The following is a 26,480-nucleotide window of genomic DNA, read 5'->3' on the forward strand; positions in this document are numbered from 1 at the left end:
ATTGGGAAACCGCCGCCAGGGCGCTTTCCCATTTTTTTTAGAGACAGCAGTCTAACGGTCGGAAATGGCGTCCACCACGCACAGCGCCGTCATGTTCACAATGCGGCGCACGGTAGCCGAGGGCGTCAGAATATGCACCGGCTTGGCACAGCCCAGCAGAATCGGACCGATCGCGATGCCGTTGCCAGCAGCCGTCTTGATGAGGTTGTAGGCAATGTTGGCACTGTCGATATTGGGCATGACCAGCAGATTGGCGTCGCCCTGCAAGGTCGAGTGCGGCATCAGGGTCTTGCGCAGCTTGGCGTCGAGCGCCACGTCGCCATGCATTTCACCGTCGATTTCCAGGTCCGGCTTGTGCTGCTGCACCAGCGCCAGGGCGCTGCGCATCTTTTTGGCCGAGTCGCTGTTGGCCGAGCCGAAGTTCGAATGCGACAGCAAAGCCGCGCGCGGGATCAGGCCAAAACGGCTCATCTCGTCAGCAGCCATGATGGTGATTTCGGCCAGCTGCTCGGCGCTCGGGTTTTCGTTGACGTGGGTGTCGACGATGGCCATCTGGCGCTCGGGCAGGATCAGGAAATTCATGGCGGCGTACACATTGGCGCCGGCGCGCTTGCCCAGAACCTGGTCGATGTAATGCAGGTGCAAATTGGTGGTGCCAAAAGTGCCGCAGATCATGCCGTCTGCATCGCCCTTGTGGATCATCATCGCGCCGATCAGGCTGTGGCGGCGGCGCATTTCCAGCTTGGCGTATTCTTGCGTGACGCCCTTGCGCATGGTCATCGCGTAATACGTCTGCCAGTAGTCGCGGTAGCGGTCTTCGTGGTCCGGATTGATGACCTCGAAGTGCTCGCCCTGCTTGAGGCGCAGGCCGAATTTTTCGATGCGCTGTTCCAGCACGCTGGGGCGGCCCACCAGGATCGGGCGCGCCAGTTTTTCATCGACCACCACTTGCACGGCGCGCAGAACGCGTTCGTCTTCGCCCTCGGCATACACGATGCGCTTGAGTTCGGGCGGGGCCTGCTTGGCCATGGCGAACAAGGGCTTCATGAAGGTGCCGCTGCGGTACACGAATTGCTGCAGACTCTCGGCGTACGCTTCCAGATTGGTGATCGGGCGCGTGGCCACGCCCGACAGCTCGGCCGCCTTGGCCACGGCTGGCGCGATGTGCATCAGCAGGCGCGGGTCGAACGGCATCGGAATCAGGTATTCAGGACCGAACGACAGGTTGCTGATGCCGTAAGTGGTGGCCACCACGTCCGACTGCTCGGCATGGGCCAGGTCGGCAATCGCGTGCACGACCGCGATTTCCATTTCACGCGTGATGGTGGTGGCGCCGCAATCGAGGGCGCCGCGGAAGATGTACGGGAAGCACAGCACGTTATTGACCTGGTTCGGATAATCCGACCGGCCGGTGGCAATGATGGCGTCGCCGCGGACCGCCTTGACTTCTTCGGGAAGAATTTCCGGGGTCGGATTGGCCAGCGCCAGGATCAGGGGATTGGCCGCCATTTCCTTGACCATATCCTGCTTGAGCACGCCGCCTGCGGACAAGCCAAGGAAGATGTCGGCGCCCGGCATGACCTGGGCCAGCGTGCGCAGCGGGGTATCCTGGGCAAAGCGTTCCTTGTCCGGATCCATCAGTTCGGCGCGGCCCTTGTAGACCACACCGGCCAGATCGGTGACGAAGATGTTCTCGATCGGGAAGCCGAGGTCGACAATCAGTTCCAGGCAGGCCAGCGCGGCAGCGCCAGCGCCTGACACCACCAGCTTGCAATCGCGCATTTGCTTGCCAACGACCTTGATGCCGTTCAGGATCGCGGCGCCGACAATGATGGCGGTGCCGTGCTGGTCATCGTGGAAGACAGGAATCTTCATGCGCTCGCGCAGCTGGCGTTCGATGTAGAAGCACTCAGGTGCCTTGATGTCTTCCAGATTGATGCCGCCAAAGGTCGGCTCCAGCGAAGCGATGATGTTGACCAGCTTGTCGGGATCCTGCTCATTGATTTCAATATCGAAGACATCAATGCCGGCAAATTTCTTGAACAGCACGCCCTTGCCTTCCATCACAGGCTTCGATGCCAGCGGGCCGATATTTCCCAGGCCCAGCACGGCAGTCCCGTTGGTGATTACTGCCACCAGATTGCCGCGCGCCGTGTATTTATAAGCGTTTCCCGGGTCCTTGACGATTTCCTCGCAGGGCGCCGCGACGCCGGGCGAATAGGCCAGGGCCAGGTCGCGCTGGTTGAGCAACTGCTTGGTGGGAGTGACGCTGATTTTGCCCGGACGCGGGCATTCGTGGTATTCGAGCGCTGCCTGGCGCAGTTGCTGGCGTAATTCTTCTTTCTTGTCCGATGACGAATCCATGCTGGTGCGGCCTTCTCTGTTGCTGTCGGGGATCATTGATTTTAGCAGACGTGCGAAAACAGCAAACTACGTATTTTTACCAACAATCCCTGTCTATACAGATATCGCGGACGCAGGGGGCGAAAAGTTGACATTTACATCAGTGCGTTTATGCTGTGCTTCCATTTTTATGAAATGCGTTCACCAGCATGGGCTATCACCTTACCATCATGCGCACCAGCGGCGCGCAGCATGTACCCATCTTGCGCCACGAGATCATGGCGGCGCTGCCGGCGCTGAATGGACGGCTGACGCCCTGGCCTACGGCAGGGTCGGAATTACAGTTGGTCGACCCGCAGGCAGGTGAGGCCAGTGCGCTGCTGGTATTCGATGAGGCGGCAGGCGAACTGTGGAGCAGCGGGCCGGACGACAGCTTCCTGGCGCGGATGCTTGCCTTGGCCGGCCAGCTCGGCGCCCGGGTGCGCGGAGACGAAGGCGAGACCTACCGCACGGCCCAGGAGACTTACCGCCACCCCGACGACGGGCCGGCAGCGCCGGCTGCCAGCGCCAGGCGCCGCTGGAGCATCTGGCATTGGCGCGGCTTGTTCTTCGGCGTGTGGGCGCTGGGGATGGCAATCATGATGGTGTGGAAGCGGCTGGGCGGGGCGTGACACGCAGAGGCTATCACATCAATAACATCTATTGATTTTCAAAATTGATCCAATAAAGCTATTATCCTCCCACTATATATCGGGGAGAACAGCATGGCTTTCACAATCGCGTTCGGACTGGCCTTTGCCGACCTGCTTGACAGCGCGCGCACCGTCTTGCGCGGGCCCTGAACCAGATCCCCTAGCGCCGTCCATTGGGCAGAAACAGATAGCGCCGCATGCGCAGCCGCGCACGGATCGCCAGCACCAGCATGTACCCCAAGCCCAGGGTGAGCATGCCGACCGCCAGCGGCGCACCGTAGCTGAACCACTTGTCGCCGGCACCGGTGTCCAGCAGCGACTGGCCCGGATTGTGAGGATTGTAAAAGACCGGATTCAGCGCGCCCGGCGCGAACCTGGGTGCCTTCAAGCGCTTGGCCTGTTTGCTGGTGCATGCGACGGCGTATTGATTGCTGTAAGCGCGTCCCGCAACGCTGTAGTGATAGCGCACTTCGGCGCCGCTCCGACCGTTCGGACAAGCCCCTTGCGTCGGCAAGCCTTCGATCACGCTGCTGGTCTGCGGCCAATCGCGACGGATGCCGTACTCGCTCCAGGCATTCGCTGCCAGCGCGGCAGTCAGGGAAGCGAACAGTAACGCAAGCGCGCCCATGGACAAGGTCAAGGCGGCAAATTTGAGCGGGGATAGAACGCGCGGGCCAGTGGCGGACATGGATGCAATCGAATCAACAAGCCGGCCAGTATAAACGGCGGCGGGATCGCGCCGCCAATTCGGTAGAATGCGCCCATGCTCTCCGAATTCGACCTCATCAAACAATACTTCCAGCGCGCCCGCCCCGGCCGCGCCACGCTTGGCATTGGCGACGATTGCGCCCTGCTCTCTCCCACACCGGGGCGCCAGATCGCCATCTCCTCGGACCTGCTGGTCGAAGGCCGCCACTTCTTTGCCGGGGCCGACGCGCGCATGCTCGGTCACAAATGCCTGGCCGTGAATTTGTCGGATCTGGCGGCCATGGGCGCCACCCCGGTGGCGTTCACGCTGGCGCTGGCCTTGCCGGGGGCCGATCCGGCCTGGCTGGCCCCATTTGCCGACGGCTTGTTTGCGCTGGCCGACCAGGCTGGCTGCGAATTGATCGGCGGCGACACCACCAAGGGGCCGCTCACTATTTGCATCACCGTGTTCGGTGAGACCCGGCCTGGCCACGCGCTGCGCCGCGACGGCGCCCGTGCCGGCGACGATGTCTGGATTTCCGGCAGCCTGGGCGATGCACGTCTGGCGCTGGCGCACTACACCAGGGAGCTGCAACTGAGCGAAGCACAACTGGCCCTGGCCGCCCCGCGCATGCACATGCCGTCGCCGCGGGGCGCACTGGGCATGGCCTTGTCGGCGGTGCCACTGGCGCACGCGGCGATTGATATTTCGGACGGTCTGGCCGGCGACATTGGTCACATCCTGGCCGCCTCCGGGGTGGGCGCCACGCTGAACGCCGACGCCCTGCCCGCCGGCCCCGTGCTGGCCACGCAGGAAGCGGCCTTGCGGCGCCGTTTTTGCGCCGCCGGCGGTGACGATTACGAGTTGTGCTTCACGGCGCCGGCGAGCGCACGCGCAGCCGTGCTGGCCGCAGCGGAAAGCGCCGGCACGCCAGTCACGCGGGTCGGCCGAATCGAGGCCGAACCCGGCCTGCGCTGGACCGACGCTGGCGGCGTCCCCTTGTCACTGGCGCTGCGCGGGTTCGATCACTTCGTCAGCTAACAAAGGGCCCAGGCGCTCGCGCGGATAGCGCCGCTCGTCGCGGGCGCCATTCACCAGCCAGTAGTGGTGGAAGGCGAGCCGGATATTGTCGCGCAGCTGCGTGTCGTCCCAGGGCTTGGTATAGAAGCGGTAAATGGCGCCGCGGTTGATCGAATCAAGCACCGCCTCCAGGCCCGTGTAGCCGGACAGGATGATGCGGATCGTTTCGGGATACATCTCCTTGACCTTGCTTAAGAATTCCGTGCCGCTCATGCCAGGCATGCGCTGGTCGCACACAATCACATGCACCTGGTGCAGGGCCAGCATTTCGAAGCCTTCTTCAGGCGAGAGCGCAGTCAAAATCTTGTAGTTGTCACGTCTGAACAGGCGGTGCAGCGAGGACAGCACGTTGGCATCATCATCGACCAGCAGCAAGGTCTGGCGGTTCGATTCGCGCGCTTCTTCTTCCGACGGCAAGGCGCGGTTGGCCACCAGCAGCTCGCCCATTTCGCGCGGCGGCAAGGGGCGGCTGAAATGAAAACCCTGGATCTCGTCGCAGCGGTGGCGCCGCAAGTACGCCATTTGCGCGCGCGACTCCACCCCTTCGGCAATGACCAGCATCTTCATGCTGTGCGCCATGCTGATGATGGCCAGCGCAATGGCGGCATCGTCCGGACTGACGGTGATGTCGCGCACAAACGCAATGTCGATCTTCAGTTTGTCGATCGGGAAGCGCTTGAGGTAAGCCAGGCTGGAGTAACCCGTGCCGAAATCGTCAATCGCCACCTTGATGCCCAGCGCTTTCAGGTTGCTCAACACGCCGATGGTGCGCTCGGCGTTGCTCATTAAAGCGCTTTCGGTCAGCTCCAGTTCCAGCAGCGCCGGGTCGATATTGTGGCGCGTGATGGCGGCGCGCACATCGGCCTCGAGGTCGCCCTCGACGAACTGGCGGCTCGAGACATTGACCGCCACGCGCAGCTCGCCCACGCCGTCACTGATCCACTGGGCGATCTGGCGGCATGCCTCATCAATGATCCAGGCGCCGACCCGCACAATCAGGCCGGTTTCTTCCATCACGGGGATGAACTCGGCGGGGAAGACCAGGCCATAGCCGGGCCGGTTCCAGCGCAGCAGAGCTTCGACCCCGCTGATATGACCGGTCGAGAGCTTGATCTTGGGCTGGTAGTACAGCATCAGCTCCCGGTTTTCCAGCGCGCGCCGCAACGCCAGTTCCAGATCCAGCCGCGCCAGCACTTGCACGTTCATGCCGGCCGTGAAGAAGCGGTAGCCGTCACGCCCGGCTTCCTTGGCCCGTACCATGGCCGTGTCGGCGTAGCGCACCAGCGTTTCGGGATCGGTGGCGTCGTCCGGATACATGGCGATGCCAATGCTGGTGGTCAGGCCCACGTGCTGGCCCTGCAGGTCAAACGAGGCGCGCAGCGCTTCGCGCACATCATTGGCGACATTGACCGCATCTTGCTGGTTGCGCGTCATGGTCAGGATCAAGCCGAATTCGTCGCCGCCCAGGCGTCCCACCGTGTCGCGGATGCGCACGCATTGCACCAGGCGGTTGCTGAACTGGCGCAGCAATTCGTCGCCCAGCGCCGCGCCCAGCGAATCGTTGACGATCTTGAAGCGGTCCAGCGCGATGAACAGCACGGCGATGCGCCACTGCTTGTCCTGCGCGATTTCAATCGCTTCACGCAAGGTCTGATAGAACAGGGTGCGGTTGGGCAGGCCGGTCAGTGTGTCGTAACTGGCCAGGTGCTTGAGACGCTGGGCTGCCAGCAGGCGCTCGGTAATGTCGCGCGCCACGGCGATCAGCACGCGGGTGCCGCCCAGGGTCTGTACCTGCCAGTAGGTTTCCACTGGTACCAGGGTGTCGTCAATGCGGCGCAGCTTGGCTTCGACCAGTTCGGCCTCGCTGCCGTCGTCGGTGCGCGCGGCCTGGCGCGCCAGCTCTTCCGGGCTGGCAATGCCCAATGCGGCCGGCGCCATGCCAAGCAACTGCTCACGCTCGAAACCGAGCATGCGGCAGGCGCCTTCATTCACATCAACCAGGGCCATGCCCGCCATATCGATCAGGAAGATGGCGTCGGCGGTGGCATCCATGGCACTGCGAAAGCGCTGCAGTTCGGCGGTGCGTTCGCGTACGGTCTGCTCCAGCAGGACGCCGTAGTCGCGCGATTCACGGTGCATCAGGCGCACCTCGAGCATGTTGCGGATGCGGGTGAGCACTTCAATCGGATCGAAGGGTTTGCTGACAAAATCGCGCGCGCCGGCATCAAGTGCGGCCAGCTTCTTGTCCGGTTCGGCCGTCACCACCAGCACTGGCAGATAGGCGCCGCTCTCCATTGGCTTGAGCGCTTCCATCACCTCGAAGCCGCTCATGCCGGGCATGTGCAGGTCCAGGATGATCAGGTCGTAGCGGTTTTGCGCATGCCAGGGCGCGACCACGGTGGGGTCGGTGGTACTGCTGACATTGGTGTACCCGGTATTGGTGAGCAGGTACTCTAGCAGCTGTACGTTGACGCTCTGATCGTCGACGATCAGGATGCGCGCCGCATGGATATCGTCCAGGGAGATCATGACTGCCCCGCTTTCGGTTCATTGCGCTGTTGTTCGATCAAGGCCAGCGTGGCATCGATGGCGTCATTGAATTCATCGATGTTGATCGGCTTGGTGAGGTAGCGGTAAAAGCCCGCGCTGATGCCCTTTTCCACATCGCGCGGCATGGCATTGGCGGTCAGCGCCAGCACCGGAATGTGGCTGGTGCGCCGATCGCGGCGCAGCTCGGCCAGGGCATCGATGCCGCTCATGCCGGGCAGGTTGATGTCCATCAGGATCAGATCCGGGGCATGGGCCTTGGCCATCTCGATGCCGAGGTGGGCGTCGTGCGCGGTCAGCAGGCGCAGCTCGGGCCGGAAACCGACGATTTCCTGCACCAGTTTCAGATTGGCTGGGTTGTCTTCCACATACAGCAGCGTGTGGCCGGCAGCGGGACGGGCCTGATCGCGCCGGCCCAGCGCCAGCACCGTGCCCGAAGCCAGGGCCGATGGTACCGGCTGGGTCAGTTCCAGCTCGATCCAGAACACGGTGCCCACGCCAACGCTGCTGGTCACGCCGATGGCACCGCCCATCAGTTCGACCAGGCGGCGCGTGACCACCAGCCCGATGCCGGTGCCCTCCTCGCTGCCGTTTTCCTGGCCCAGGCGGTTAAACGGCTGGAACAAGGCGTCGACCTGGTCCGGGCGCAGACCCAGGCCGGTGTCCTGCACCGACAGGCGCACCCGGTTCGGTCCTTGCGGGGTGCAGTCGAACACCACTGCCCCCATCTCGCGATTGTATTTGACCGCGTTTGAAAACAGATTCAGCAGCACCTGCTTGAGGCGGGTGCGGTCGGCCAGCAGCACGGCCCCGGTATGATCGGGGAACAGCATGCGGATGCGGCGCGCGCGGCCCATCGGCTCGACCATGTCGCGGCATTCGGCCAGCATGTCGTCCAGCGCCACCGGTTCCATCGACAGCGCCACGGTGCCCGATTCCACCTTGGCCAGGTCGAGAATCTCGTTGATCAGGGTAAGCAGGTGGCGGCCCGACTTGAGGATGTGGTTGGCGAATTCCTTTTTCTGCGCGGTGGTCGTGGGCAGCGTATCGGAGGTCAGAATCTGGGCAAAGCCCAGGATGGCGTTGAGCGGGGTGCGCAGTTCGTGGCTCATGGACGACAGGAAGGCCGACTTGGCGGCGTTGGCGCTCTTGGCAGCCTCCATGGCCAGCTCCAGCTCGTGGTTGATGACTTCCAGCTGGCGCGTGCGCTCCTGCACCCGGCCTTCCAGGCGCTCGTTCAGGCGCATCACTTCTTCCTGCGCCGCGGCGCGCTCTTCCGACTCGCGCGCGATGGTCTGGTTCGATTCCTCCAGCGCGCCCGTGCGCGCCTCGATCTCGGTCAGCATGGCGTTGAAGGACTGCACCAGTTCGCCCGCTTCGTCGTTGCTGATGCGCTGGGCGCGCTGCGAATAGTCGCGTGAACTGACCACCTCGCGCGCGACTTCGGTGATCGAGGTGATCGGGGTCGTCAGCGCGCGGCCCAGGCGATGGGCCAGCAGCCAGGCGATGATCAGCGCCAGCGCAATGACCACCAGCGCCACCAGCGCGTAGTCGAGCGTGCGCGCCAGCAAACCATATTCGGCGCGCAAATACACGGTACCGAGACGCTCGCCGTTTTCAAACACGGCCTTGGTGATCAACAGCGCATCGCCGTCGACCCGCACACTGGGTTCAAAGGCGCGCGGCGGCAGGGGCAGCGTTTCGCCGGGCGCGGTGTAGGTGGCAAACAGGGCGCCGTCGGCGTCATACAGGGCGCCGGCGCGCACGCCGGGGCGGATGCGCAGCAAGGCCAGGTTGTCGCTGGCCAGGCGCTTGTCGTCAAAGGTAAGGGCCGCCGCCGTCATGCGCCCCAGCAGTTCGGCCTGGGTCGACATGTCCGACAGCAGCGCGCGATGGTAGGCGCGCAGGTCGTACACAATCAGGGCGCTGATCGACACCACCAGCGCGGCCAGGGTGGACAGCAAAACCACGGTGACCAGCTTTTTACGGATCGAGCGGATGCGGATCATGCCGCCCCCTGCGCAGGCGCGCGCCGCGCCGGCCAGGCCCGCGGGCGCAACAATTTTGGCATCCGGCTCAGTTCTGCCATGAACGCTCCGTGATCATGAGAATGGACGGCATTTTTATCAGTTTCAACAGCGCTCAGTCTTCTTACTCAAACGCAATTGAAGAATAGCAGGCTGATGAGCGGGGACGGCGCACGGCTGGCGAACGATCCTGATCAAGATCAAGACACTCTACGCCGCTTTATGATCGCGTGCTAAGCTTTTTGCAAACATTGCTTCCGGAGCAGGGGACATCTTTCGAGGCTGCATGGTAAAGTAGCCTCACCCGACGACCAGCACAAAAAGGAGCTCACGTGACGAACGACATTATCGATCTGGCGGCCAGGGTAGGCCGCGCGCTGCAAGACAAGGGTTTGCTGCTGGCGACGGCCGAATCATGCACGGGCGGCGGTGTGGCCCAGGCCATCACGGAAATCGCCGGCTCGACCGGCTGGTTCGACTGCGGCTTTGTCACCTATTCCAACGCGTCCAAAACCGAGCTGCTGGATGTGTCCGCCGCGCTGATCGCCCAGCTGGGCACGGTCAGTGAAGAGGTCGCTGCCGCCATGGCGCAGGGCGCGCTGGCCAACAGCAATGCGCATGTGGCGCTGTCGACCACGGGCATTGCCGGCCCCACTGGCGCAGTGCCGGGCAAGCCGGTCGGGACGGTCTGCTTTGGCTGGACCCGTGGCGAGCACACCCACACTGAGCGCCTGGTATTTACAGGCGACCGCCAATCGGTGCGCGAGCAAACCGTGATTCATTCTCTGCAGGGGTTGCTGCGGTTTATTGAATAGACAAGAACGCAAATTACCGCCACATCGTCCTCGGGCTCGGCGGCCCCCTTGGCGGGGACCCATACCATGCTGAACAACTTCGGTGACGTGCTATGGGTCCCCGCCTGCGCGAGGACGATGCATTTCAGCGAAAATGGGCGACAATAGCGCCACAGCATACTTCTCGGGAGTTCCTCGATGCACAACACGGTTCATTTCATCCTCCAGGGCAAGGGCGGCATCGGCAAGACGCTGGTCTCGACCATCCTGGCGCAATGGCTCGCGACCAAGGACGAACGGCCGCTGCGCTGCTACGACACCGACCAGGAAAACGCCACCTTTTCGCGCTACAAGGCGATGGACGTCAAGCATGTGCCGGTGATGACCGACAGCCGCAATATCGACCCGAAACGCTTTGACGCGCTGATGATCGATCTGCTCGAGGAAGAAGGCAACTGCGTGATCGACAATGGTGCCAATACCTTTTCGCCCCTGATGGGCTACCTGCTGGAAAACGATTGCTTCGATCTGCTCAAGGAATCGGGCCGCAAGGTCTACATTCACAGCATCGTGGGCGGCGGCGACACCCTGCACGATACCGCCATGGGGTTTGTTTCGACTGCCAAGTCGACCGATGTGCCGCTGGTGCTGTGGGAAAACGAACACTTCGGCCTGCTGCAATCGGCCACCGGCAAGGTATTCACCGAATCGCAAACCTATGCCGACCATGCCGCGCGTGTGGTGGGACGGGTGGTGCTGGCCCAGCGCAACGCCGATACCTTCGGGGCCGACATCAAGAAAATGAACATCGCCCGCCTGACCGCCAACGAAGTACGCGAAAGCGACAAGTTCAACGTCATGGAAAAACAGCGCATCAAGGTCGTGTTCCGCGACCTGTTTGAACAACTCGACAACGTCAGCTGGTAACGCGATGGACCAGCAAAAACTGCGCACCCTGGTATTTGAAAAGACCGGCGTCAAGATCGATATTGACGACCCGATCTTTGCCCTGGTGGCGCTGAACGAGGCCGTGCTGGCCGAAGCCGTGGAGCGCCACGTGGCGCTGCTCGATCAGGCCAGCGCCAGGCTGGCGGACCAGGCCGGTCTGCCGCAGGACGCTCCGCCTGCCTGGCGCGCCGAGGGCGACAGCACCAGCGCGCCGCCTGCGCCGCTGCCCAAGCCCGCCTTGGCGGCACCGTCAGGCAAGCAAGACTGGCACCAGCCCGCCACTGCCGCTGGCGCCGCCCTGCTGGGCGCCGTGCTGGTGCTGCTGGGCCAGGCGCTGTGGTTCAAACCAGCGCCGATACCGCCTTCAACCGTGATCGCGAAGGAACTCACGCCCGAACAGGCGCAGGCGATCCGCAACGGCGAGAAGCTGGGCGCGATCGTCCAGAAGCTCGACGCCAAAACCCGTAATGCCATTCAGGCAGAAATGCAAAAGCCGTGACCAAGTCTCCCCTTTCCTTGCTGGCCGTGCCCGCCCTCGTGCTGGGCCTGGGCGGCGCCGCACCCGCACTGGCCGTACCCGCACTGCCGATTGAAAAATACACCCTGCCCAACGGCCTGGAAGTGATCCTGGTCGAAGACCACAAGCTGCCGCTGGTGACCGTCAATATCTGGTACCACGTGGGCGCGGCCAATGAGACGCCGGGCCTGACCGGCTTTGCCCACCTGTTCGAACACATGATGTTCGCCGCCACCAAGCACGCGCCGCGCGGCCTGGTCGACAAGCTGCTGGAAGGCGCGGGCGTGACCGATTCGAACGGCAGCACCGACTTCGACCGCACCAATTACTACGATACGCTGCCGTCGAACCAGCTGGAACTGGCCCTGTGGGCGCACTCGGACCGCATGGGCTACCTGCTCGATGTGCTGGACCAGAAGGCGCTGTCGAACCAGCAGGACGTAGTGCGCAACGAGCGCCGCGAAAGCGTGGAAAACGAACCGTATGGCGTGGTGGCCGAAGCACTGCACCACAATCTGTTCCCGAAAACGCACCCGTACCACGGCAACATCATCGGTTCGCATGCCGACATTCAGGCTGCGCGGCTGTCCGATGTGCGCGCCTTCTTCACGCGCTACTACGCGCCCAACAACGCCAGCATGGTCATTGCCGGTGACATTGACAAGGCGGCCGTGCGCAAGCTGGTCGAGAAGTACTTCGGCAGCTTCCAGCGCGGCGCCGATGTGCCCAAGCCGAACGTGGTCACCCCGCCCATCACGGCCGAGCGGCGCGTGGTGGTGACCGACCGGGTCGAACTGCAGCGCGTGATCATGGGCTGGCTGACTTCCCCCGCCTACCAGAAGGACGACGCCGAACTGTCGATTGCCGCGCAAATTCTGGCGGGCGGCAAAGCCAGCCGCCTGTACCACGCGCTGGTCTACGACAAGCAGCTGGCACAGGATGTCAGCGCGGCCCAGCATGGCAGCGCCCTGACCTCGGTATTTGAAATTGACGTCACGGCCCGGCCCGGCCACACGGCCCAGGAAATCGAAGCGGCCATCGACGCAGAACTGGACCGCCTGCGCAGCGCCGGCCCGACCGTGCAGGAAGTGCAGCGCGCCCAGTATGCCATCGAGACCGCGCTGTTCGCCTCGATGGAAAAGCTGGGCGGCGATGGCCTGGCCGATCTGCTCAACGAATACAACCAGTTCGTGGGCGACCCGAACTATCTGGCGCGCGATCTGGCCCGCTATCGCAAGGTCAGCCCGGCCGATGTGCAGCGCGTGGTCGCCGCCCAGCTGGGCAAGCAGGCGCGCGTGGTGGTCCACGGCGTACCAGGCACGCCCCAGCTGCCGCCGGACGTGCCGGTGACCAAGCCGGCCGGCCGTCAGTCCAAGCCGACCGCGGTCAACCGCGATCAAGACTGGCGCCACACGGTGCCGGCGGCGGGACCGGCGCCGGAAGTCAAACTGCCGGCAGCGCAATCGTTCAAGCTGGCCAATGGTCTGACCGTGCTGCATCACTACAACCCGGCGCTGCCCCTGGTGGCGGCCGAGATCGTGGTCAAGGCAGGCGCCAGCGCCAACCCGGCCACCCTGCCCGGCCTGGCCAGCTTCACGGCCAGCATGCTCGATGAAGGCACGGCCACCCGCAGCGCCCCCCAGATCGCCGAAGAACTGGCGCAATTGGGCGCGCACCTGAGCGCGGGCAGTGGCGCCGAAACCTCGCTCATTTCGCTCATGTCGCTCAAATCGAATTTCGGCAAGACGCTGGCGATTGCGGCCGACGTGGTGCGCAACCCGGCCTTCCCGCCCGCCGAAGTCGAACGCCAGCGCGCCAGCCGCCTGGCGGACCTGGGCCAGCAGCAGGACGACGCAGCAGCGATTGCCGACGAGATGGCGGCGCTGGCCGTGTACGGCAGCGCCCACCCCTTCGCCTACGGCGGCCTGGGCACGGAAGCAGCACTCAAGGCCACCACCGGGTCCGACTTGCGCAGCTTTTGGCAGCAGCATTACGTACCGAACAATGCCGCCCTGGTCCTGGTGGGCGATCTGACCCGCGACGAGGCACAGGCACTGGCCGAGACGTACTTTGGCAGCTGGCAGGCCGGCGCCGTCACCCGGCGCGAGACGGCAGCGCCGGTGGCCGGCAGCACGCGCGTGATCGTGGTGCCCAAAGCCGACGCCAGCCAGACCGCCCTGCAAGTGACCCTGCTTGGCGCGGCCCGCAACACGCCCGACTACGCCGCACTGGAAGTGATGAACGCGGCCCTGGGCGGCCTGTTCACCAGCCGCATCAACACCAATCTGCGCGAAGACAAAGGCTACAGCTACGGCGCCTACTCGCAGTTCGACTACCGCCGCACGCCAGGTCCGTTCGAGATCGTGACCAGTGTGCGCACGAATGCCACCGGCGCGGCCGTGAGCGAAATCTTCAAGGAAGTACGGGCCATGCGCGAGCACCCGCTGCCCGAGCAGGAGCTGCACAACGCCATCAATGCGCAGGTGCTGTCGCTGCCTGGCCACTTCGACACCAACGAAGGCATCGGCGGCAGCCTGGCCAGCATTTTTGCGTACGACCTGCCGCTCGACTATTACAGCACCCTGGCGCAGCAGTACCGGGCCGTGACGGCACAGCAGGTGCAGGCCGTGGCGCAGCAGTACCTGGTGCCGGAAAAAATGGTGGTGGTCGCGGTGGGCGAGCGCAAGAAGATCGAGCCGCAGCTGAAAAAGCTCAAGCTCGGCCCCATCGACGTGCGCGCGGCCGACGCCAGGCCGCACTGACAGCAGCACTTTTTTGAATTGACTGAAACGCGCAATGACATCTGCCCCACACGAACACCACGACCACGATCACCACGATCACGATCACAAGCACGATCACAAGCACGATCATGGTCACGACCATCATGGCCACGGTCACGGCCATCATCACCATCATGCAGCGCCCAACGGCAATGAACGTGCCTTCGCGCTGGCGATCGGTCTGAACACGCTGTTCGTGGCGATTGAATTCGGCTACGGCTTCATCGCCAACTCGACCGCGCTGATGGCCGACGCCGGCCACAATCTGTCGGACGTGCTGGGCCTGATGCTGGCCTGGGGCGCCGCCGTGCTGGCCAAGAAGTCACCCAGCGGCCGGTATACCTATGGCCTGCGCAGCTCCTCGATCCTGGCCGCCCTGCTCAATGCGCTGCTGCTGATGCTGGCCTGCGGCGCGATCGGCTGGGAAGCGATCCAGCGCATCACCAACCCGGCCCCGGTGGTCGGCATGACGGTGGCCATCGTGGCCCTGATCGGGGTGGCCATCAACGGGTTTTCGGCCTGGTTGTTCATGGCCGGCAGCAAGGATGACATCAACATCCGCGGCGCCTACCAGCACATGGCAGCCGATGCCGTCATTTCATTGGGGGTGGTGGTGTCGGGCCTGGCCATTCTGGGCACCGGCTGGACCTGGATCGATCCGGTGGCCAGTATCGTGATTGTGCTGTTCATTCTGGGCAGCACCTGGGCGCTGCTGAAGGAATCGCTGCGCATGGTGCTGGCAGCGGTGCCCGACAATGTCGATCCAGCCAAGGTCAGCGCGTTTCTGCTGGCGCAGCCAGGCGTGAGCACCATCCACGATTTGCACATCTGGGCCATGAGCACGACCGAAAACGCGCTCACCGCCCACCTGGTGATTCCCTCGGGGTATCCGGGCGATGCGGCGATTGACACCATCGTCGCCCATCTGAAACAAGAGCATGCCATCCACCACGTCACGCTGCAGGTGGAACAAGGGACCACCGTGCACGCTTGCACGCTGCACGGCGAGACCCACTAGGCCAACTCAAGCAAGATTGGCGTACAGCGCAGTCGAGAGGTAGCGTTCGCCGAAGGAAGGAATGATGGTCACGATCAGCTTGCCCGCGTTTTCAGGGCGGCGCGCCACCTGCAGCGCGGCCCACAGCGCTGCGCCCGACGAGATCCCGACCAGCAAGCCTTCCTGGCTGGCTGCCGCGCGTGCGGTGGCAAAGGCATCGTCGTTCTTGACGGTGATGACTTCATCGTAGCTGTGCTGGTTGAGCACGGCCGGCACGAAACCGGCACCGATACCCTGCAGCGGGTGCGGTCCCTTGGTCCCCTTCGACAGCATGGGTGATGCTTCCGGTTCCACCGCAATGGCTTGAAAGCCCGGCTTGCGCGACTTGATCAACTCGCTCACACCCGTGATGGTGCCGCCGGTGCCAACACCGGCAATCAGGATGTCGACCTGGCCATCGGTATCGCGCCAGATTTCCTCGGCCGTGGTGCGGCGGTGAACCTCGGGGTTGGCCGGGTTGTTGAATTGCTGCGGCATGAAGTAGTTGGGGTTGGCCGCCACCATTTCTTCAGCCGTGCGGATCGCGCCCAGCATGCCTTCGGGGCCTGGCGTGAGCACCAGCTCGGCGCCATAGGCGCGCAGCAGGATGCGGCGCTCGCTGCTCATGGTTTCTGGCATCACCAGCTTGCAGCGGTAGCCGCGCGCAGCACACACCATGGCCAGTGCGATGCCAGTGTTGCCACTGGTAGGCTCGACAATCACGGTGTCGGGGCCGATTTTGCCGGCCGCCTCGGCCGCCTCGATCATGGCCAGGCCGATCCGGTCCTTGACGCTGTGCGCCGGGTTGTAGAACTCCAGCTTGGCCAGCACTTCCGCGCCAGCCCCCTTGGCCAGACTGCGAATCCGTACCAGCGGTGTATTGCCGATCAGTTCGGTGACGTCGTTTGCGATTCTCATGCTCTGACTCCCACGTTGGCCTGTTAAATTATTTCACGTCTACCAGTTGTACATCGAAGATCAGGTCGGCGCCCGGGCCGATCATGGTGCCGGCGCCACGCGTACCGTAAGCCAGGTGGCTCGGAATGATCAGGGTGCGCTTGCCGCCCACGCGCATGCCCTTGATGCCCTGGTCCCAGCCTTTGATCACGCGGCCGCTGCCGAGCACGAACTCAAGCGGCTCGCCGCGGCTGATGGACGAATCGAACTGGCGCCCGCGCTGACGCGGTGCCATGGGCTTGTACAGCCAGCCGGTGTAATGGACGAATACCTTGGAGCCGGGCATCGCTTCTGCGCCCTTGCCAATCACGGTGTCGGTTTTGACCAGCGGCTCGAGCACAGGTTCAGCCGGCACCACGGGGGTCGGCGCCACCACCGGCGCGGGTGGCACAGGGGCGACTTCGGGCGTCGGCGCTGGCGTCGGGACCGGCGCTGGTGTTGGCACTGTCGTTGGCGGCAGGGGGGCAACGGGCGAGACCGGCGTTTCTTGCGGCTGAGCCGTCGCACTGGCGGACGCGTTCTGGCCGGCATTCTGGGCCATCGCTGCACCAGCGGCGCAGATCATCAGGACAAACAGGGAACGACGCATCATGTGTGTACTTTCAAATTAGAAAAAATTGGACTTGCACGAGGCTATCATAACAAGGCAGGGTCAGGCTGCACAGCCTGCGTTCTGACAGCTTGCGCAAGCTGGTTCAGCACATGTCCCGCGGCGATCATGCCAAATGTGGCGGTGACCACCATACTCGAGCCAAACCCGGCGCAATTGAGACCGGTGACGGCGTCGATCTCGCAACTGCCATCGGTTTCCGGCATGGCCAGCGGCTCCATCGAAAACACGGCGTCGACGTGGAACTTGGTTTTCAGGCTGCGCGGAAAACCGTAGTCGCTGCGCAGGCGCTTGCGCACCATCTTCAGCAGCGGCTCCTGTTCCGTCTTGGACATGTCGCGTACTTCAATCTTGGCGGCATCGGTCTTGCCACCGGCGCTGCCAATGGTCACTACCGGCAACTGGTGATCACGGCACCAGGCAATCAAGGCGGCCTTGGCGCGCACGCTGTCGATGGCATCGACCACATAGTCGAAATTCTTCCCGCCCAGCATTTGATCGAGATTGTCGGGATCAATGAAGTCTTCGACCAGATGCACGCGGCAAAATGGGTTAATCTGGACAATGCGCTCGGCCAGGGCCACGATCTTGGCCTGACCGATGGTATTGCTCAGGGCCTGGATCTGGCGGTTGATATTCGATTCGGCCACGTTGTCGAGGTCAATCAGCGTCAGCTGGCCAATCGCACTGCGGGCCAGGGCTTCGACAATCCAGGAACCGACCCCGCCCACGCCGATCACACAAATGTGGGCGCTGCGAAAACGCGCCAGCGCGTCCTGGCCGTACAGGCGGCCTATGCCGCCAAAGCGGCGCTCGGCGTCGATGGGTTCGGCGTCGTCCTGGAAAATATGGGTGTTGATGGTATTCATCCCCCCATTTTAACGGACGCGGCCGTTCCGACTGCTCTAAAATACCGCTTGTATCCAGACTGGCAACCATCGAAAGCTCCCCATGACGAACGCCCTTCCCGACAGCGCGCCCGGCTTTGACCAGCCAATTGCCGTGCTCAAGCACTGCCATGACCGTATTCGCAAGCAACTGGCCACCCTCGAGAAACTGCTTGCGCACCTGCCTGCCCATGGCGCAGACGAACAGGCGCAACAGGCGGCCGCGGCCGTGATCAAGTATTTCGACAAGGCGGCGCACCTGCACCACGAAGATGAAGAGCAGGATTTGATTCCGATGTTGCAAGCGACGGCGCAAGGCGACGATGCCGCCCTGCTGGGCCAACTGGTGCCCCTGATTCTGAGCGAGCACCATCAGATGGATGCCATGTGGCAAAACCTGCACGAAGCGCTGAGCGGCATTGCCAACGCCAGCGCGGCGACGCTGAACGCCAGCGAGGTGCAGCGCTTTGTCCACATGTACAGTGGCCACATGGAGCGCGAGGAAAGCCATGTTGCACCGATGGCCAAGCGCCTGTTCAGCGCACAGCAAATGGCGCAGCTGGGCCAGGCCATGCAGCTGCGGCGGGGCATTGCCGTGCCCGTGGCGGCGGGCGATGCCGTGGCCGGCTTGCGCAAAGACTATGGCCAGGCCACGCTGAGCGAGAACGATGTTGCTGCCGATCCCATCGTCCAGTTCAATCAGTGGTTCGAACAGGCACTCAAGGCGGAGGTCAATGAACCGAATGCCATGAGCGTGGCGACCGTGGACGAGCGCGGGCGGCCCAGCTCGCGCATTGTGCTGATCAAGCAATTCGACGCGCGCGGCTTTACCTGGTACACCAACTACGACAGCCAGAAGGGGCGCCAGCTGGCTGCCCAGCCATTCGCCGCCTTGTTATTCTTTTGGCCTGAACTTGAACGCCAAATCCGCATCGAAGGAAGAGTGGAGCGCACGGGCGCAGATGAAAGCGACAAGTATTTCCACAGCCGGCCACTAAAAAGCCGGCTGGCCGCCATTGCATCGGCGCAAAGCATGCCCATCGCAAGCCGTGCAGCACTGGAACACAATTACGACGCCGTGGCGCAGCAATACGGCGAGGAACCACCACGTCCCGACAACTGGGGCGGGTTCCGCCTGGTACCGGAACGGCTGGAATTCTGGCAGGGTCGCCGTTCCCGTTTTCATGACCGCATCGTGTACACGCTGCAGCCGGACGGCAGCTGGGCGCGGGAGCGCTTGCAACCCTGACGCAGACCTGCGCCGCCTGGCGCATGCCGCCTGCGCCAGTCATTCGCAGGAGGTAAGGTGTTCGATCAGATTCGTCTCGATGCCTGGAGCACCGGGCTGCGCAGCAAACTGACTCTGCCCTTGCGGGTGGAATTATGGAACGGGCAGCAGCTCGATTTTTCTGCCGAGCCGCCGCGCGTGACCTTGCGCATTCCGCACGCGCGCGCGCTGCGCTATCTGCGCTCGCCATCGCTGTACAACCTGGGCCGAGCTTACGTGGAGGGCGCCATCGATGTGCGCGGGCGCGCGCGCGACATGCTCGAGGTGGTGGGGGCGCTGGCCGCCCACAGCGTGCCGCGCAACGGCTTGCTGCGGGCCTGGCGCCGGGCCACCCACACGCGCGCCATCGATGCCGCTGCCGTGCGCTACCACTACGATGTATCGAATGCCTTTTATCAGGCCTGGCTCGATCCGGCCATGGTCTACTCGTGCGCGTATTTCGAACACGGCAACGAAACGCTGGCCGAAGCCCAGTGCAAAAAAATCGACCATATTTTGTGCAAGATCGGGCTGCGCCCTGGCCATACCCTGCTTGATATTGGCTGCGGCTGGGGCGCACTGGCGATCCGCGCAGCCCAGCGCCATGGGGCGCGCTGCGTGGGCATCACCCTGTCCGACAATCAGGCCCGGCTCGCGCGCGAGCATGTGGCGCGTGCGGGCATGCAGCATCTGGTCGAGATCCGGCTCGAAGATTACCGCGATGTGGGCGGCACCTACGACCGCATCACCAGCGTCGGCATGTTCGAGCATGTGGGCTTGCGCCATCTGCCGGCGTACTTCCGGCGCATGGCAGGCCTGCTGCGCGATGATGGCGTGGCGCTCAACCACGGCATTACCACCACAGATACTGCCAGCAAGGCGGCGCCGTATGGCGGGGGTGAATTCATCAGCCGCTACGTGTTTCCGCATGGCGAGCTGGGGCACCTGGGCACGGTGCTGCGCGCCATGCAGGAAGGCGGCCTGGAAGCGCGCGATGTGGAAAATCTGCGGCGCCACTATGCGCGCACCTGCGCCATCTGGACCGATAACTTCGAGAGCAATGCGGCGCGCATTCAGACCCTGGCAGACGCGCGCACCTTTCGCATCTGGCATGTGTATCTGGCCGGCTGCGCGTATGCCTTCATGCACGACTGGATCAGCGTGTATCAGGTGGTGTGCAGCAAGGCGGGCAAGGGGCCGGGGGAGATACCGTGGTCGCGCAGGTATATGTATCAGTAGGCGCGTAAATTACCCTCGCAGCTGCCGCCCCCACCACATCGTCCTCGCGAAGGCGGGGACCTATAGCACGCTGAACGACTTCGGAAACGTGGAATGGGTCCCCGCCTTCGCGAGGACGATGTGCGGCTTATTTGCCCATCGCTTCGGGCCCGGCCGCGATCAAGGCATGCAATGCCGCATACACTTCATCAACTGCCCCGCCCAGCTCCTGCGCCTGGCCGCGCCACTGCGCCGCTTGCGCCGGTTCATGCAAACTGGTCGACAAACGCTCGGCTTGCGAAATGGCGCGCTGCGCGCCAAAGTTGACCAGCACGCCCTGCAAACTGTGCACGGCCCGCTGCGAGGCAGGCAAGTCGTCGGCAGCGAGCGCCTGGTACAAGGTCTGCATCAGCTGCGGCCCGTCGTCAATGAACAGTGCCGCCAGCTCCAGCAACAGGCCAGTGTCGCCATCGAGGCGCAGCAAGGCCGCGCGCCAGGCCAGCACGGGACCGGCCTGCTCCACATGGAAGCGGCTCACCAGCTGGCGCAAATGTTCGCTGTCGATCGGCTTGGACAGGTAATCGTCCATACCGGCTTCCAGGCAGCGCTCGCGGTCGCCCTGCATGGCACGCGCCGTCATGGCCACAATCGGCACATGGCCGCCATGCGCCAGTTCCCACTGGCGGATGCGGCGCGCGGCACTGAGGCCATCCAGCTCGGGCATCTGCACATCCATCAATATCAGGTCAAAGCCACCCTGCATGGTGCGCGCCAATGCATCCTGGCCGTTGTCGACCAGGGTGATGCGATGCCCCATTTTTTCAAGCAGGCGCAACGCCAGGCGCTGGTTGACCGGATTGTCTTCGGCCAGCAAGATGCGCAAGCCGCTGCCGCCGCTGTCGGGCGCCTGCACCTGCGGCAAGGCGCTGAGCACCAGATCGGGCGCCACCGGCGCGTCAGGCGCCGCCAGCACGCTGCGCGCCATCGGATCCTGGGTCGCGTGGCGCAGCGGCACACTGAAGCGGAAGGCACTGCCCTTGCCGGGCGCGCTGTCGACCGCGATGTCGCCCTGCATCAGGATCACCAGGCGCCGGCAAATGGTCAGTCCCAGACCGGTGCCGCCAAACTGGCGCGTGGTGGAACCGTCGACCTGGGCAAACGGTTCAAAAATCATTTGCTGCTTTTCCAGGGGAATGCCAATGCCGGTATCCGTCACGATGAATTCGATCTCGCAGCGGTCTTCCGTTTCAAAGCCTTGAACCAAGTCGAGGGTCACGCTGCCCTGCTGGGTGAACTTGATGGCGTTGCCAAGCAGATTAAGCAGCACCTGGCGCAAGCGCCCCGGGTCACCCTTCATCATGCGGGGAATTTGCGGCGGCATGTCGCAGCTGAGCTGCAAACCTTTTTTCTGCGCGCGCGGCGTGAGCGAGCGGATGGTTTCGCGCACCAGCTGGCGCAAGTCGAAGGGCACTTCCTCCAAGTCCAGCTTGCCTGCCTCGATCTTCGAGAAATCCAGAATTTCGTTGACGATGGTCAGCAGCGCATCCGCCGACGCCTTGACCAGGGCAATATCGTCGCGCTGCTCGGGCGCCAGCGGCGACTCCAGCACCAGTTCGGTCATGCCCAAAATGCCGTTCATGGGCGTGCGAATTTCGTGGCTCATGTTGGCCAGAAACTCGCTCTTGGCGCGGCTGGCGGCCTGGGCCGATTCCACCGCGCGCTGCATGGCGTCGCGCGCGGCGCGCTGCTCGCTGATGTCAATTGAAAAACCCAGCAGGTACGATTCGCCGCCACTGTGGATCACGATGCGATTGACCACCAGGTCGACCGGCGGATCGATCTGGGTCACGCGCCGTTCGCTGCTGACCATCAGGCCGGTGCGCCAGGCCAGGGTGTCTTCCTGCTGGGTCACGCTGGCCCAGGCCGGCGGGGTAAAGTCTTCAATGCGCGCGCCCATCAATTGCTCGCGCGTGAGCTGGTAAAACTGCTGGAACTGGCGGTTAAAGCGCACGAAGCGGCCTTCGCGGTCCTTCAGGAATACCGGGATGGGCAACTGGTCCAGAATCTGTTCGGTCAGCTCGCGCGCTGTTTCGCGTTGCTGCACCAGTTTTTCCAGCGCGTGCGTCAGGCCCAGCAAGTCATGGTCGGCGTCCGCTGGCGCCGGCTCGGGCGTGCCGCCCGCATCGAAGGTCAGGCGCTGGACGCTGGACTGGAGCGATTGCAGCACCTGGCGCTGGCGCGCGCCTTCGGCACGCAATTGGGCGTTGGCGCTGAGCAGTTCCTCGGAGCTGATCTCGAGCATGCGCGTGCGCACTTGCAGGTCACGGTCATATTCTTCGTAGCTGCGCTGGATCGACACCAGCAGCGATGCAATGCCGTGCGCCAGTGGCGCGTGCCCGCCGGCCGCAATCTGACCCAGCATGTCCTGCAGCGCCTGTTCGCTTTCGACCCCGAAGGCGCGGCGCACCTGGCGCACAAGTTTCTTGTGGCGCATGCTTGGCGGCTCAGGCCGCGTCCTGGGCGGCGCTGTCGTCAAGGCGCTCGCGGATGGCCAGCACATCGCTCCAGCGGCGCATCAGTGCCTCCACGCAGTTCGGATCAAAATGGCTGCCGCTATTTTCCAGCAGGAAGTTGCGCGCTGCATCGAGCGACCAGGCTGTTTTGTAGGGACGCACATTGGTCAGCGCGTCGAACACATCGGCCACCGCCACGATCCGGCCAGCCAGGGGAATCGCTTCGCCCTTGAGGCCGTTGGGATAGCCGCTGCCATCGTAGCGTTCGTGGTGCGAGTAGGCGATCTCGGCGGCGAGCTGCAGCATGCGCGTTTCGCTGCTTTTCAAGATGTTGTACCCAATTAAGGCGTGCTGGCGCATCACTTCCATCTCGTCCGGATTGAGGCGTCCCGGTTTCAGCAAAATGGTGTCGGGCGTGCCGACCTTGCCAATGTCGTGCATGGGCGCGGCATTGAGGATGTGTTCCTGTTCTTCCTCCGACATGCCGAGCTCGGCGGCAATGAGGCGTGAATAGTGCGCCATGCGCTGGATGTGGGCGCCGGTTTCAGGGTCGCGGTATTCGGACGCCCGGCACAGCAGCACAATGGTTTCCTGCTCGCGCGCGCGCAAGGCGGCCGTGGCCTTGGCCACTTCGCTGGCCAGCCAGCTGGCGCGGCTTTGCAGTGCCACCGTGGCACGGCGCAGCTCGAGCATGTTGCGCGTGCGCGCCAGAAATTCCACCTTGTCGATGGGTTTGATCAGGAAATCGTTGGCCCCATTTTCCAACGCGCGGTGGCGAATTTCCACATCCTGGCTGGCGGTCACCATCAGCACCGGCGGGCGCGCGCGCAGGTCGGGGTCGAGCCCGGCCATGAATTCAAGCCCGTTGATATCGGGCATCATGTAGTCCAGGATCAGCAAGTCGTACGGATGGGCGCGGCACCACTCCAGCGCCTCGCGCGCGGACTGAAAGGCCACGGTCGAGACATCCTCGAGCTTTTCCATCAGGCGCGACATCAGCACGAGATTGATGTGCGTATCGTCGACGATCACTACCTTCATCGAGAGTCCGATCCGGTTACAAATTAAGACACCTTGCGGCAAGGTGTCAGGCGGTCGCTATTTTAACCTGTCGGTAAATGTCTTACGAAATTTGGCGACTTTCGGTGCAACCACAAAGGCGCAATACCCTTGCAATGGGTTCTGGGCAAAATAATTCTGGTGATAGGCTTCGGCCTTATGCCAAGTGGCAACCGGCGACACTTCCGTCACGATCGGCCCATCCCACACCACCGCCATCTCGGCAATGACCTTGCGCGCGACCGCTTCCTGCTCCGGCGAATCGGTAAAAATTACCGAGCGGTACTGGGTGCCGACATCATTGCCCTGGCGATTCAGGGTGGTGGGATCGTGGATGGTGAAAAACACTTCCAGCACGTCGTGGTAACTGACCTGCGCGGGATCGAAGGTGATCTTGACCACTTCGGCGTGGCCGGTGCCGCCATTGCAGACCGCGTCGTAGGTCGGTGCCGGGTCGTGTCCGCCCATGTAACCCGATTCCACCTCAAGCACGCCGCGCATTTCGAGAAACACCGCTTCCAGACACCAGAAGCACCCGCCGCCCAGCACGGCTGTTTGTGATCCAGACTGGCTTGTCATTGCACACCTCAATCGACAGAAATCATGGTCTCAACTGTAACGCAAAAGCGCGCCGATGTGCCACGGTGCAGCCGTGGCTGGCCAAAATTTGGCATAATGTCATATATTACACAGCGCCATGCGGCGCAAGGCAACGATGAACACTAGCTCCCCCCGCGCGGCCGCGCGCGACTTCGACGAAGCCCAGTTTCGCCAGGCACTGTCGCAGTTCGCCACTGGCGTTACCGTGATCACCACCCGCCTTGCCGACGGCAGCTTCCGCGGCCTGACGGCCAGCTCCTTCAATTCGGTCTCGCTCGACCCGCCCCTGGTCCTGTGGAGCCTGGGGAACGTGGCCAACAGTTTGCCTGTGTTTAGCGGCAACTCCCACTATGTGATCAATGTCCTCGGTGCCGAGCAGGCCGAACTGGCCAAGCGCTTTTCGCGCCGCGGCGAGAAACCCTTCGAGGGCGTCGATTACGAATTGTCGCGCACTGGCCAGCCCATTCTGAAAGGGGTGTCGGCCTGGTTTGAATGCCACAACCGCAGCCGCTATCCGGAAGGCGACCACGTGATTTTTGTGGGTGAAGTCGAGGATTGCGCAGTGCACCCGCAAGCGTCGCTGATTTTTCACAGCGGACAGTTTGGAAGCACCCAAACGCGGTAAAATTATGGATTCGGCAAGTAGTCTATACAACTTGCCACCCGCTTTACAATATGACGTCAAACTGAGACAGGAACTGCCATGAGCCAAGCCAAAGCCCAATTTCACTGGGATGATCCCCTTCTGCTGAACAACCAGTTGTCCGACGACGAGCGCATGGTGCGCGACGCCGCCGCTTCGTATTGCCAGGACAAGCTGGCGCCGCGCATTCTGGAAGCGTTCCGCCACGAGAAGATGGACACCCCGATCTTCCGCGAAATGGGCGAGCTGGGCTTGCTGGGACCGACCATCCCGGAGCAGTACGGCGGCCCTGGCCTGAACTATGTGGCGTATGGCCTGATCGCGCGTGAAGTCGAGCGCATCGATTCGGGCTACCGCTCGATGATGAGTGTGCAGTCGTCGCTCGTCATGGTACCCATCTACGAGTTCGGCACCGAAGAGCAGCGCCAGAAATATCTGCCAAAACTGGCCACCGGCGAATGGATCGGCTGCTTCGGCCTGACCGAACCGAACCACGGTTCCGATCCGGGTTCGATGATCACTCGCGCCAAGAAAGTACCCGGTGGCTATGCCCTGACCGGCGCCAAAATGTGGATCACCAATTCCCCGGTGGCCGATGTGTTCGTGGTCTGGGCCAAGGACGATGAAGGCGCCATCCGCGGTTTCGTGTTGGAAAAAGGCATGGCCGGCCTGTCCGCGCCTGCCATCCATGGCAAGTTTGGCCTGCGCGCTTCGGTGACCGGCGAAATCGTCATGGACAATGTGTTCTGCCCGGAAGAAAACGCCTTCCCCGACGTGCGCGGTCTGAAAGGCCCGTTCACCTGCCTGAACTCGGCCCGCTACGGCATCGCCTGGGGCGCACTGGGCGCGGCCGAAGCATGCTGGCATACGGCGCGCCAGTACACGCTGGACCGCCACCAGTTCGGCCGGCCATTGGCTGCCAACCAGCTGGTGCAGAAAAAGCTGGCCGACATGCAAACCGAAATCACCCTGGGCCTGCAAGGCTGTTTGCAACTGGGCCGCATGAAAGATGCCGGCACGGCTGCCGTGGAAATCACGTCGATGATGAAGCGCAATTCCTGCGGCAAATCGCTGGACATCGCCCGCGTGGCGCGCGATATGCTGGGCGGTAACGGCATTTCCGACGAGTTCGGCGTGATCCGGCACATGGTCAACCTTGAAGTGGTCAACACCTACGAAGGCACGCACGACATTCATGCCCTGATTCTGGGACGGGCCCAGACTGGCATTCAAGCGTTCCAATAAGCAGTCACCCAACCCGCTTCGGCGGG

At 63.2% G+C, this 26,480-nt stretch carries 21 protein-coding genes; 11 read left to right on the forward strand and 10 right to left on the reverse strand.

Annotated elements, in window-relative coordinates; genetic code table 11:
* Positions 1-51: 51 nt before the first annotated feature.
* Positions 52-2,364, reverse strand: a complete 2,313-nt coding sequence (locus tag BUC24_RS21625) for an NADP-dependent malic enzyme (protein ID WP_073222472.1) — start codon at positions 2,362-2,364, stop codon at positions 52-54.
* 188 nt (positions 2,365-2,552) lie between these two features.
* Between BUC24_RS21625 and BUC24_RS21630 the strand changes: the two genes are divergently transcribed.
* Positions 2,553-3,014, forward strand: coding sequence for a hypothetical protein (locus BUC24_RS21630; protein ID WP_073221848.1), 462 nt, complete (start codon positions 2,553-2,555; stop codon positions 3,012-3,014).
* 181 nt (positions 3,015-3,195) lie between these two features.
* Here BUC24_RS21630 and BUC24_RS21635 read toward each other — a convergent pair whose 3' ends face one another.
* Entirely contained in the window at positions 3,196-3,723 is a 528-nt protein-coding gene (locus tag BUC24_RS21635) for a DUF3592 domain-containing protein (RefSeq protein WP_073221850.1), read from the reverse strand.
* A gap of 75 nt (positions 3,724-3,798) precedes the next feature.
* Here BUC24_RS21635 and thiL point away from each other — a divergent pair, with 75 nt between their 5' ends.
* Positions 3,799-4,764 (forward strand): thiamine-phosphate kinase, encoded by a 966-nt coding sequence (thiL, locus tag BUC24_RS21640; protein ID WP_073221851.1) that lies wholly within the window; start codon positions 3,799-3,801, stop codon positions 4,762-4,764.
* Here the strand turns inward: thiL and BUC24_RS21645 are convergent.
* A complete protein-coding gene (locus BUC24_RS21645; RefSeq protein WP_073221853.1) occupies positions 4,726-7,332 on the reverse strand; it encodes an EAL domain-containing protein in 2,607 nt (868 codons plus the stop codon). The genes thiL and BUC24_RS21645 overlap by 39 nt on opposite strands.
* Entirely contained in the window at positions 7,329-9,359 is a 2,031-nt protein-coding gene (locus BUC24_RS21650; protein WP_073221856.1) for a sensor histidine kinase, YfiR-like protein-associated, read from the reverse strand. Before BUC24_RS21650 ends, BUC24_RS21645 begins: the two co-directional genes overlap by 4 nt.
* Positions 9,360-9,709: 350 nt before the next feature.
* Between BUC24_RS21650 and BUC24_RS21655 the strand changes: the two genes are divergently transcribed.
* From BUC24_RS21655 to BUC24_RS21675, 5 genes are all read left to right on the forward strand, one after another.
* Complete coding sequence (locus tag BUC24_RS21655; RefSeq protein ID WP_073221859.1) at positions 9,710-10,192, forward strand: CinA family protein; 483 nt, start codon at positions 9,710-9,712, stop codon at positions 10,190-10,192.
* Between the two features lie 177 nt (positions 10,193-10,369).
* Complete coding sequence (locus BUC24_RS21660; RefSeq protein WP_073221862.1) at positions 10,370-11,098, forward strand: nucleotide-binding protein; 729 nt, start codon at positions 10,370-10,372, stop codon at positions 11,096-11,098.
* 4 nt (positions 11,099-11,102) lie between these two features.
* The gene (locus BUC24_RS21665) at positions 11,103-11,618 is read left to right on the forward strand and encodes a hypothetical protein (protein ID WP_073221864.1); all 516 of its coding nucleotides are present in this window, start codon (positions 11,103-11,105) and stop codon (positions 11,616-11,618) included.
* A complete protein-coding gene (locus BUC24_RS21670; protein WP_229448551.1) occupies positions 11,615-14,398 on the forward strand; it encodes a M16 family metallopeptidase in 2,784 nt (927 codons plus the stop codon). The genes BUC24_RS21665 and BUC24_RS21670 overlap by 4 nt, the downstream gene beginning before the upstream one ends.
* 34 nt (positions 14,399-14,432) lie before the next feature.
* Positions 14,433-15,437, forward strand: a complete 1,005-nt coding sequence (locus BUC24_RS21675) for a cation diffusion facilitator family transporter (RefSeq protein WP_073221868.1) — start codon at positions 14,433-14,435, stop codon at positions 15,435-15,437.
* Positions 15,438-15,443: 6 nt separating this feature from the next.
* On the opposite strand, the gene cysK is transcribed toward BUC24_RS21675, so the two are convergent.
* Genes cysK through tcdA form a run of 3 tightly spaced genes read right to left on the reverse strand, consistent with a single transcriptional unit; the run spans position 15,444 to position 17,891 of the window.
* On the reverse strand, positions 15,444-16,373 hold the full coding sequence (gene cysK, locus BUC24_RS21680) for a cysteine synthase A (protein WP_073221871.1): 930 nt from the start codon (positions 16,371-16,373) through the stop codon (positions 15,444-15,446).
* A gap of 28 nt (positions 16,374-16,401) precedes the next feature.
* Positions 16,402-17,004: an FKBP-type peptidyl-prolyl cis-trans isomerase gene (locus BUC24_RS21685; protein ID WP_083599083.1), complete on the reverse strand. Its 603-nt coding sequence runs from the start codon at positions 17,002-17,004 to the stop codon at positions 16,402-16,404.
* A 44-nt stretch (positions 17,005-17,048) separates the two neighbouring features.
* On the reverse strand, positions 17,049-17,891 hold the full coding sequence (tcdA, locus tag BUC24_RS21690; protein WP_073221873.1) for a tRNA cyclic N6-threonylcarbamoyladenosine(37) synthase TcdA: 843 nt from the start codon (positions 17,889-17,891) through the stop codon (positions 17,049-17,051).
* Between the two features lie 82 nt (positions 17,892-17,973).
* Between tcdA and pdxH the strand changes: the two genes are divergently transcribed.
* Positions 17,974-19,158, forward strand: coding sequence for a pyridoxamine 5'-phosphate oxidase (pdxH, locus tag BUC24_RS21695; RefSeq protein ID WP_073221876.1), 1,185 nt, complete (start codon positions 17,974-17,976; stop codon positions 19,156-19,158).
* Between the two features lie 57 nt (positions 19,159-19,215).
* Complete coding sequence (locus BUC24_RS21700) at positions 19,216-20,415, forward strand: SAM-dependent methyltransferase (protein WP_073221879.1); 1,200 nt, start codon at positions 19,216-19,218, stop codon at positions 20,413-20,415.
* A 127-nt stretch (positions 20,416-20,542) separates the two neighbouring features.
* Here BUC24_RS21700 and BUC24_RS21705 read toward each other — a convergent pair whose 3' ends face one another.
* The 3 genes from BUC24_RS21705 to msrA are packed head-to-tail and all read right to left on the reverse strand — an operon-like array spanning position 20,543 to position 24,545.
* Complete coding sequence (locus tag BUC24_RS21705; protein ID WP_073221882.1) at positions 20,543-22,888, reverse strand: hybrid sensor histidine kinase/response regulator; 2,346 nt, start codon at positions 22,886-22,888, stop codon at positions 20,543-20,545.
* A 10-nt stretch (positions 22,889-22,898) separates the two neighbouring features.
* Positions 22,899-23,948, reverse strand: coding sequence for an HD domain-containing phosphohydrolase (locus BUC24_RS21710; protein ID WP_073221885.1), 1,050 nt, complete (start codon positions 23,946-23,948; stop codon positions 22,899-22,901).
* Positions 23,949-24,005: 57 nt separating this feature from the next.
* A complete protein-coding gene (msrA, locus tag BUC24_RS21715; protein ID WP_073221888.1) occupies positions 24,006-24,545 on the reverse strand; it encodes a peptide-methionine (S)-S-oxide reductase MsrA in 540 nt (179 codons plus the stop codon).
* Positions 24,546-24,681: 136 nt separating this feature from the next.
* Between msrA and BUC24_RS21720 the strand changes: the two genes are divergently transcribed.
* Positions 24,682-25,191 (forward strand): flavin reductase family protein, encoded by a 510-nt coding sequence (locus BUC24_RS21720; RefSeq protein ID WP_073221891.1) that lies wholly within the window; start codon positions 24,682-24,684, stop codon positions 25,189-25,191.
* Positions 25,192-25,269: 78 nt separating this feature from the next.
* Positions 25,270-26,454 (forward strand): acyl-CoA dehydrogenase, encoded by a 1,185-nt coding sequence (locus BUC24_RS21725; RefSeq protein ID WP_073221894.1) that lies wholly within the window; start codon positions 25,270-25,272, stop codon positions 26,452-26,454.
* The last annotated feature ends 26 nt before the right edge of the window (positions 26,455-26,480 follow it).

Source organism: Massilia sp. CF038, assembly GCF_900129765.1.
GTDB lineage: Bacteria > Pseudomonadota > Gammaproteobacteria > Burkholderiales > Burkholderiaceae_D > Telluria_A.

What these genes read in the sequence shown, in the direction of transcription:
- BUC24_RS21630 (WP_073221848.1), top strand. Translation starts at nt 2,553, where the DNA reads ATGGGCTATCACCTTACCATCATGCGCACCAGCGGCGCGCAGCATGTA.
- BUC24_RS21665 (WP_073221864.1), top strand. Translation starts at nt 11,103, where the DNA reads ATGGACCAGCAAAAACTGCGCACCCTGGTATTTGAAAAGACCGGCGTC.
- BUC24_RS21635 (WP_073221850.1), bottom strand. Translation starts at nt 3,723, where the DNA reads ATGTCCGCCACTGGCCCGCGCGTTCTATCCCCGCTCAAATTTGCCGCC.
- BUC24_RS21710 (WP_073221885.1), bottom strand. Translation starts at nt 23,948, where the DNA reads ATGAAGGTAGTGATCGTCGACGATACGCACATCAATCTCGTGCTGATG.
- BUC24_RS21650 (WP_073221856.1), bottom strand. Translation starts at nt 9,359, where the DNA reads ATGATCCGCATCCGCTCGATCCGTAAAAAGCTGGTCACCGTGGTTTTG.
- BUC24_RS21685 (WP_083599083.1), bottom strand. Translation starts at nt 17,004, where the DNA reads ATGATGCGTCGTTCCCTGTTTGTCCTGATGATCTGCGCCGCTGGTGCA.
- msrA (WP_073221888.1), bottom strand. Translation starts at nt 24,545, where the DNA reads ATGACAAGCCAGTCTGGATCACAAACAGCCGTGCTGGGCGGCGGGTGC.
- BUC24_RS21675 (WP_073221868.1), top strand. Translation starts at nt 14,433, where the DNA reads ATGACATCTGCCCCACACGAACACCACGACCACGATCACCACGATCAC.
- BUC24_RS21660 (WP_073221862.1), top strand. Translation starts at nt 10,370, where the DNA reads ATGCACAACACGGTTCATTTCATCCTCCAGGGCAAGGGCGGCATCGGC.
- tcdA (WP_073221873.1), bottom strand. Translation starts at nt 17,891, where the DNA reads ATGAATACCATCAACACCCATATTTTCCAGGACGACGCCGAACCCATC.
- cysK (WP_073221871.1), bottom strand. Translation starts at nt 16,373, where the DNA reads ATGAGAATCGCAAACGACGTCACCGAACTGATCGGCAATACACCGCTG.
- thiL (WP_073221851.1), top strand. Translation starts at nt 3,799, where the DNA reads ATGCTCTCCGAATTCGACCTCATCAAACAATACTTCCAGCGCGCCCGC.
- pdxH (WP_073221876.1), top strand. Translation starts at nt 17,974, where the DNA reads ATGACGAACGCCCTTCCCGACAGCGCGCCCGGCTTTGACCAGCCAATT.
- BUC24_RS21645 (WP_073221853.1), bottom strand. Translation starts at nt 7,332, where the DNA reads ATGATCTCCCTGGACGATATCCATGCGGCGCGCATCCTGATCGTCGAC.
- BUC24_RS21705 (WP_073221882.1), bottom strand. Translation starts at nt 22,888, where the DNA reads ATGCGCCACAAGAAACTTGTGCGCCAGGTGCGCCGCGCCTTCGGGGTC.
- BUC24_RS21625 (WP_073222472.1), bottom strand. Translation starts at nt 2,364, where the DNA reads ATGGATTCGTCATCGGACAAGAAAGAAGAATTACGCCAGCAACTGCGC.
- BUC24_RS21725 (WP_073221894.1), top strand. Translation starts at nt 25,270, where the DNA reads ATGAGCCAAGCCAAAGCCCAATTTCACTGGGATGATCCCCTTCTGCTG.
- BUC24_RS21720 (WP_073221891.1), top strand. Translation starts at nt 24,682, where the DNA reads ATGAACACTAGCTCCCCCCGCGCGGCCGCGCGCGACTTCGACGAAGCC.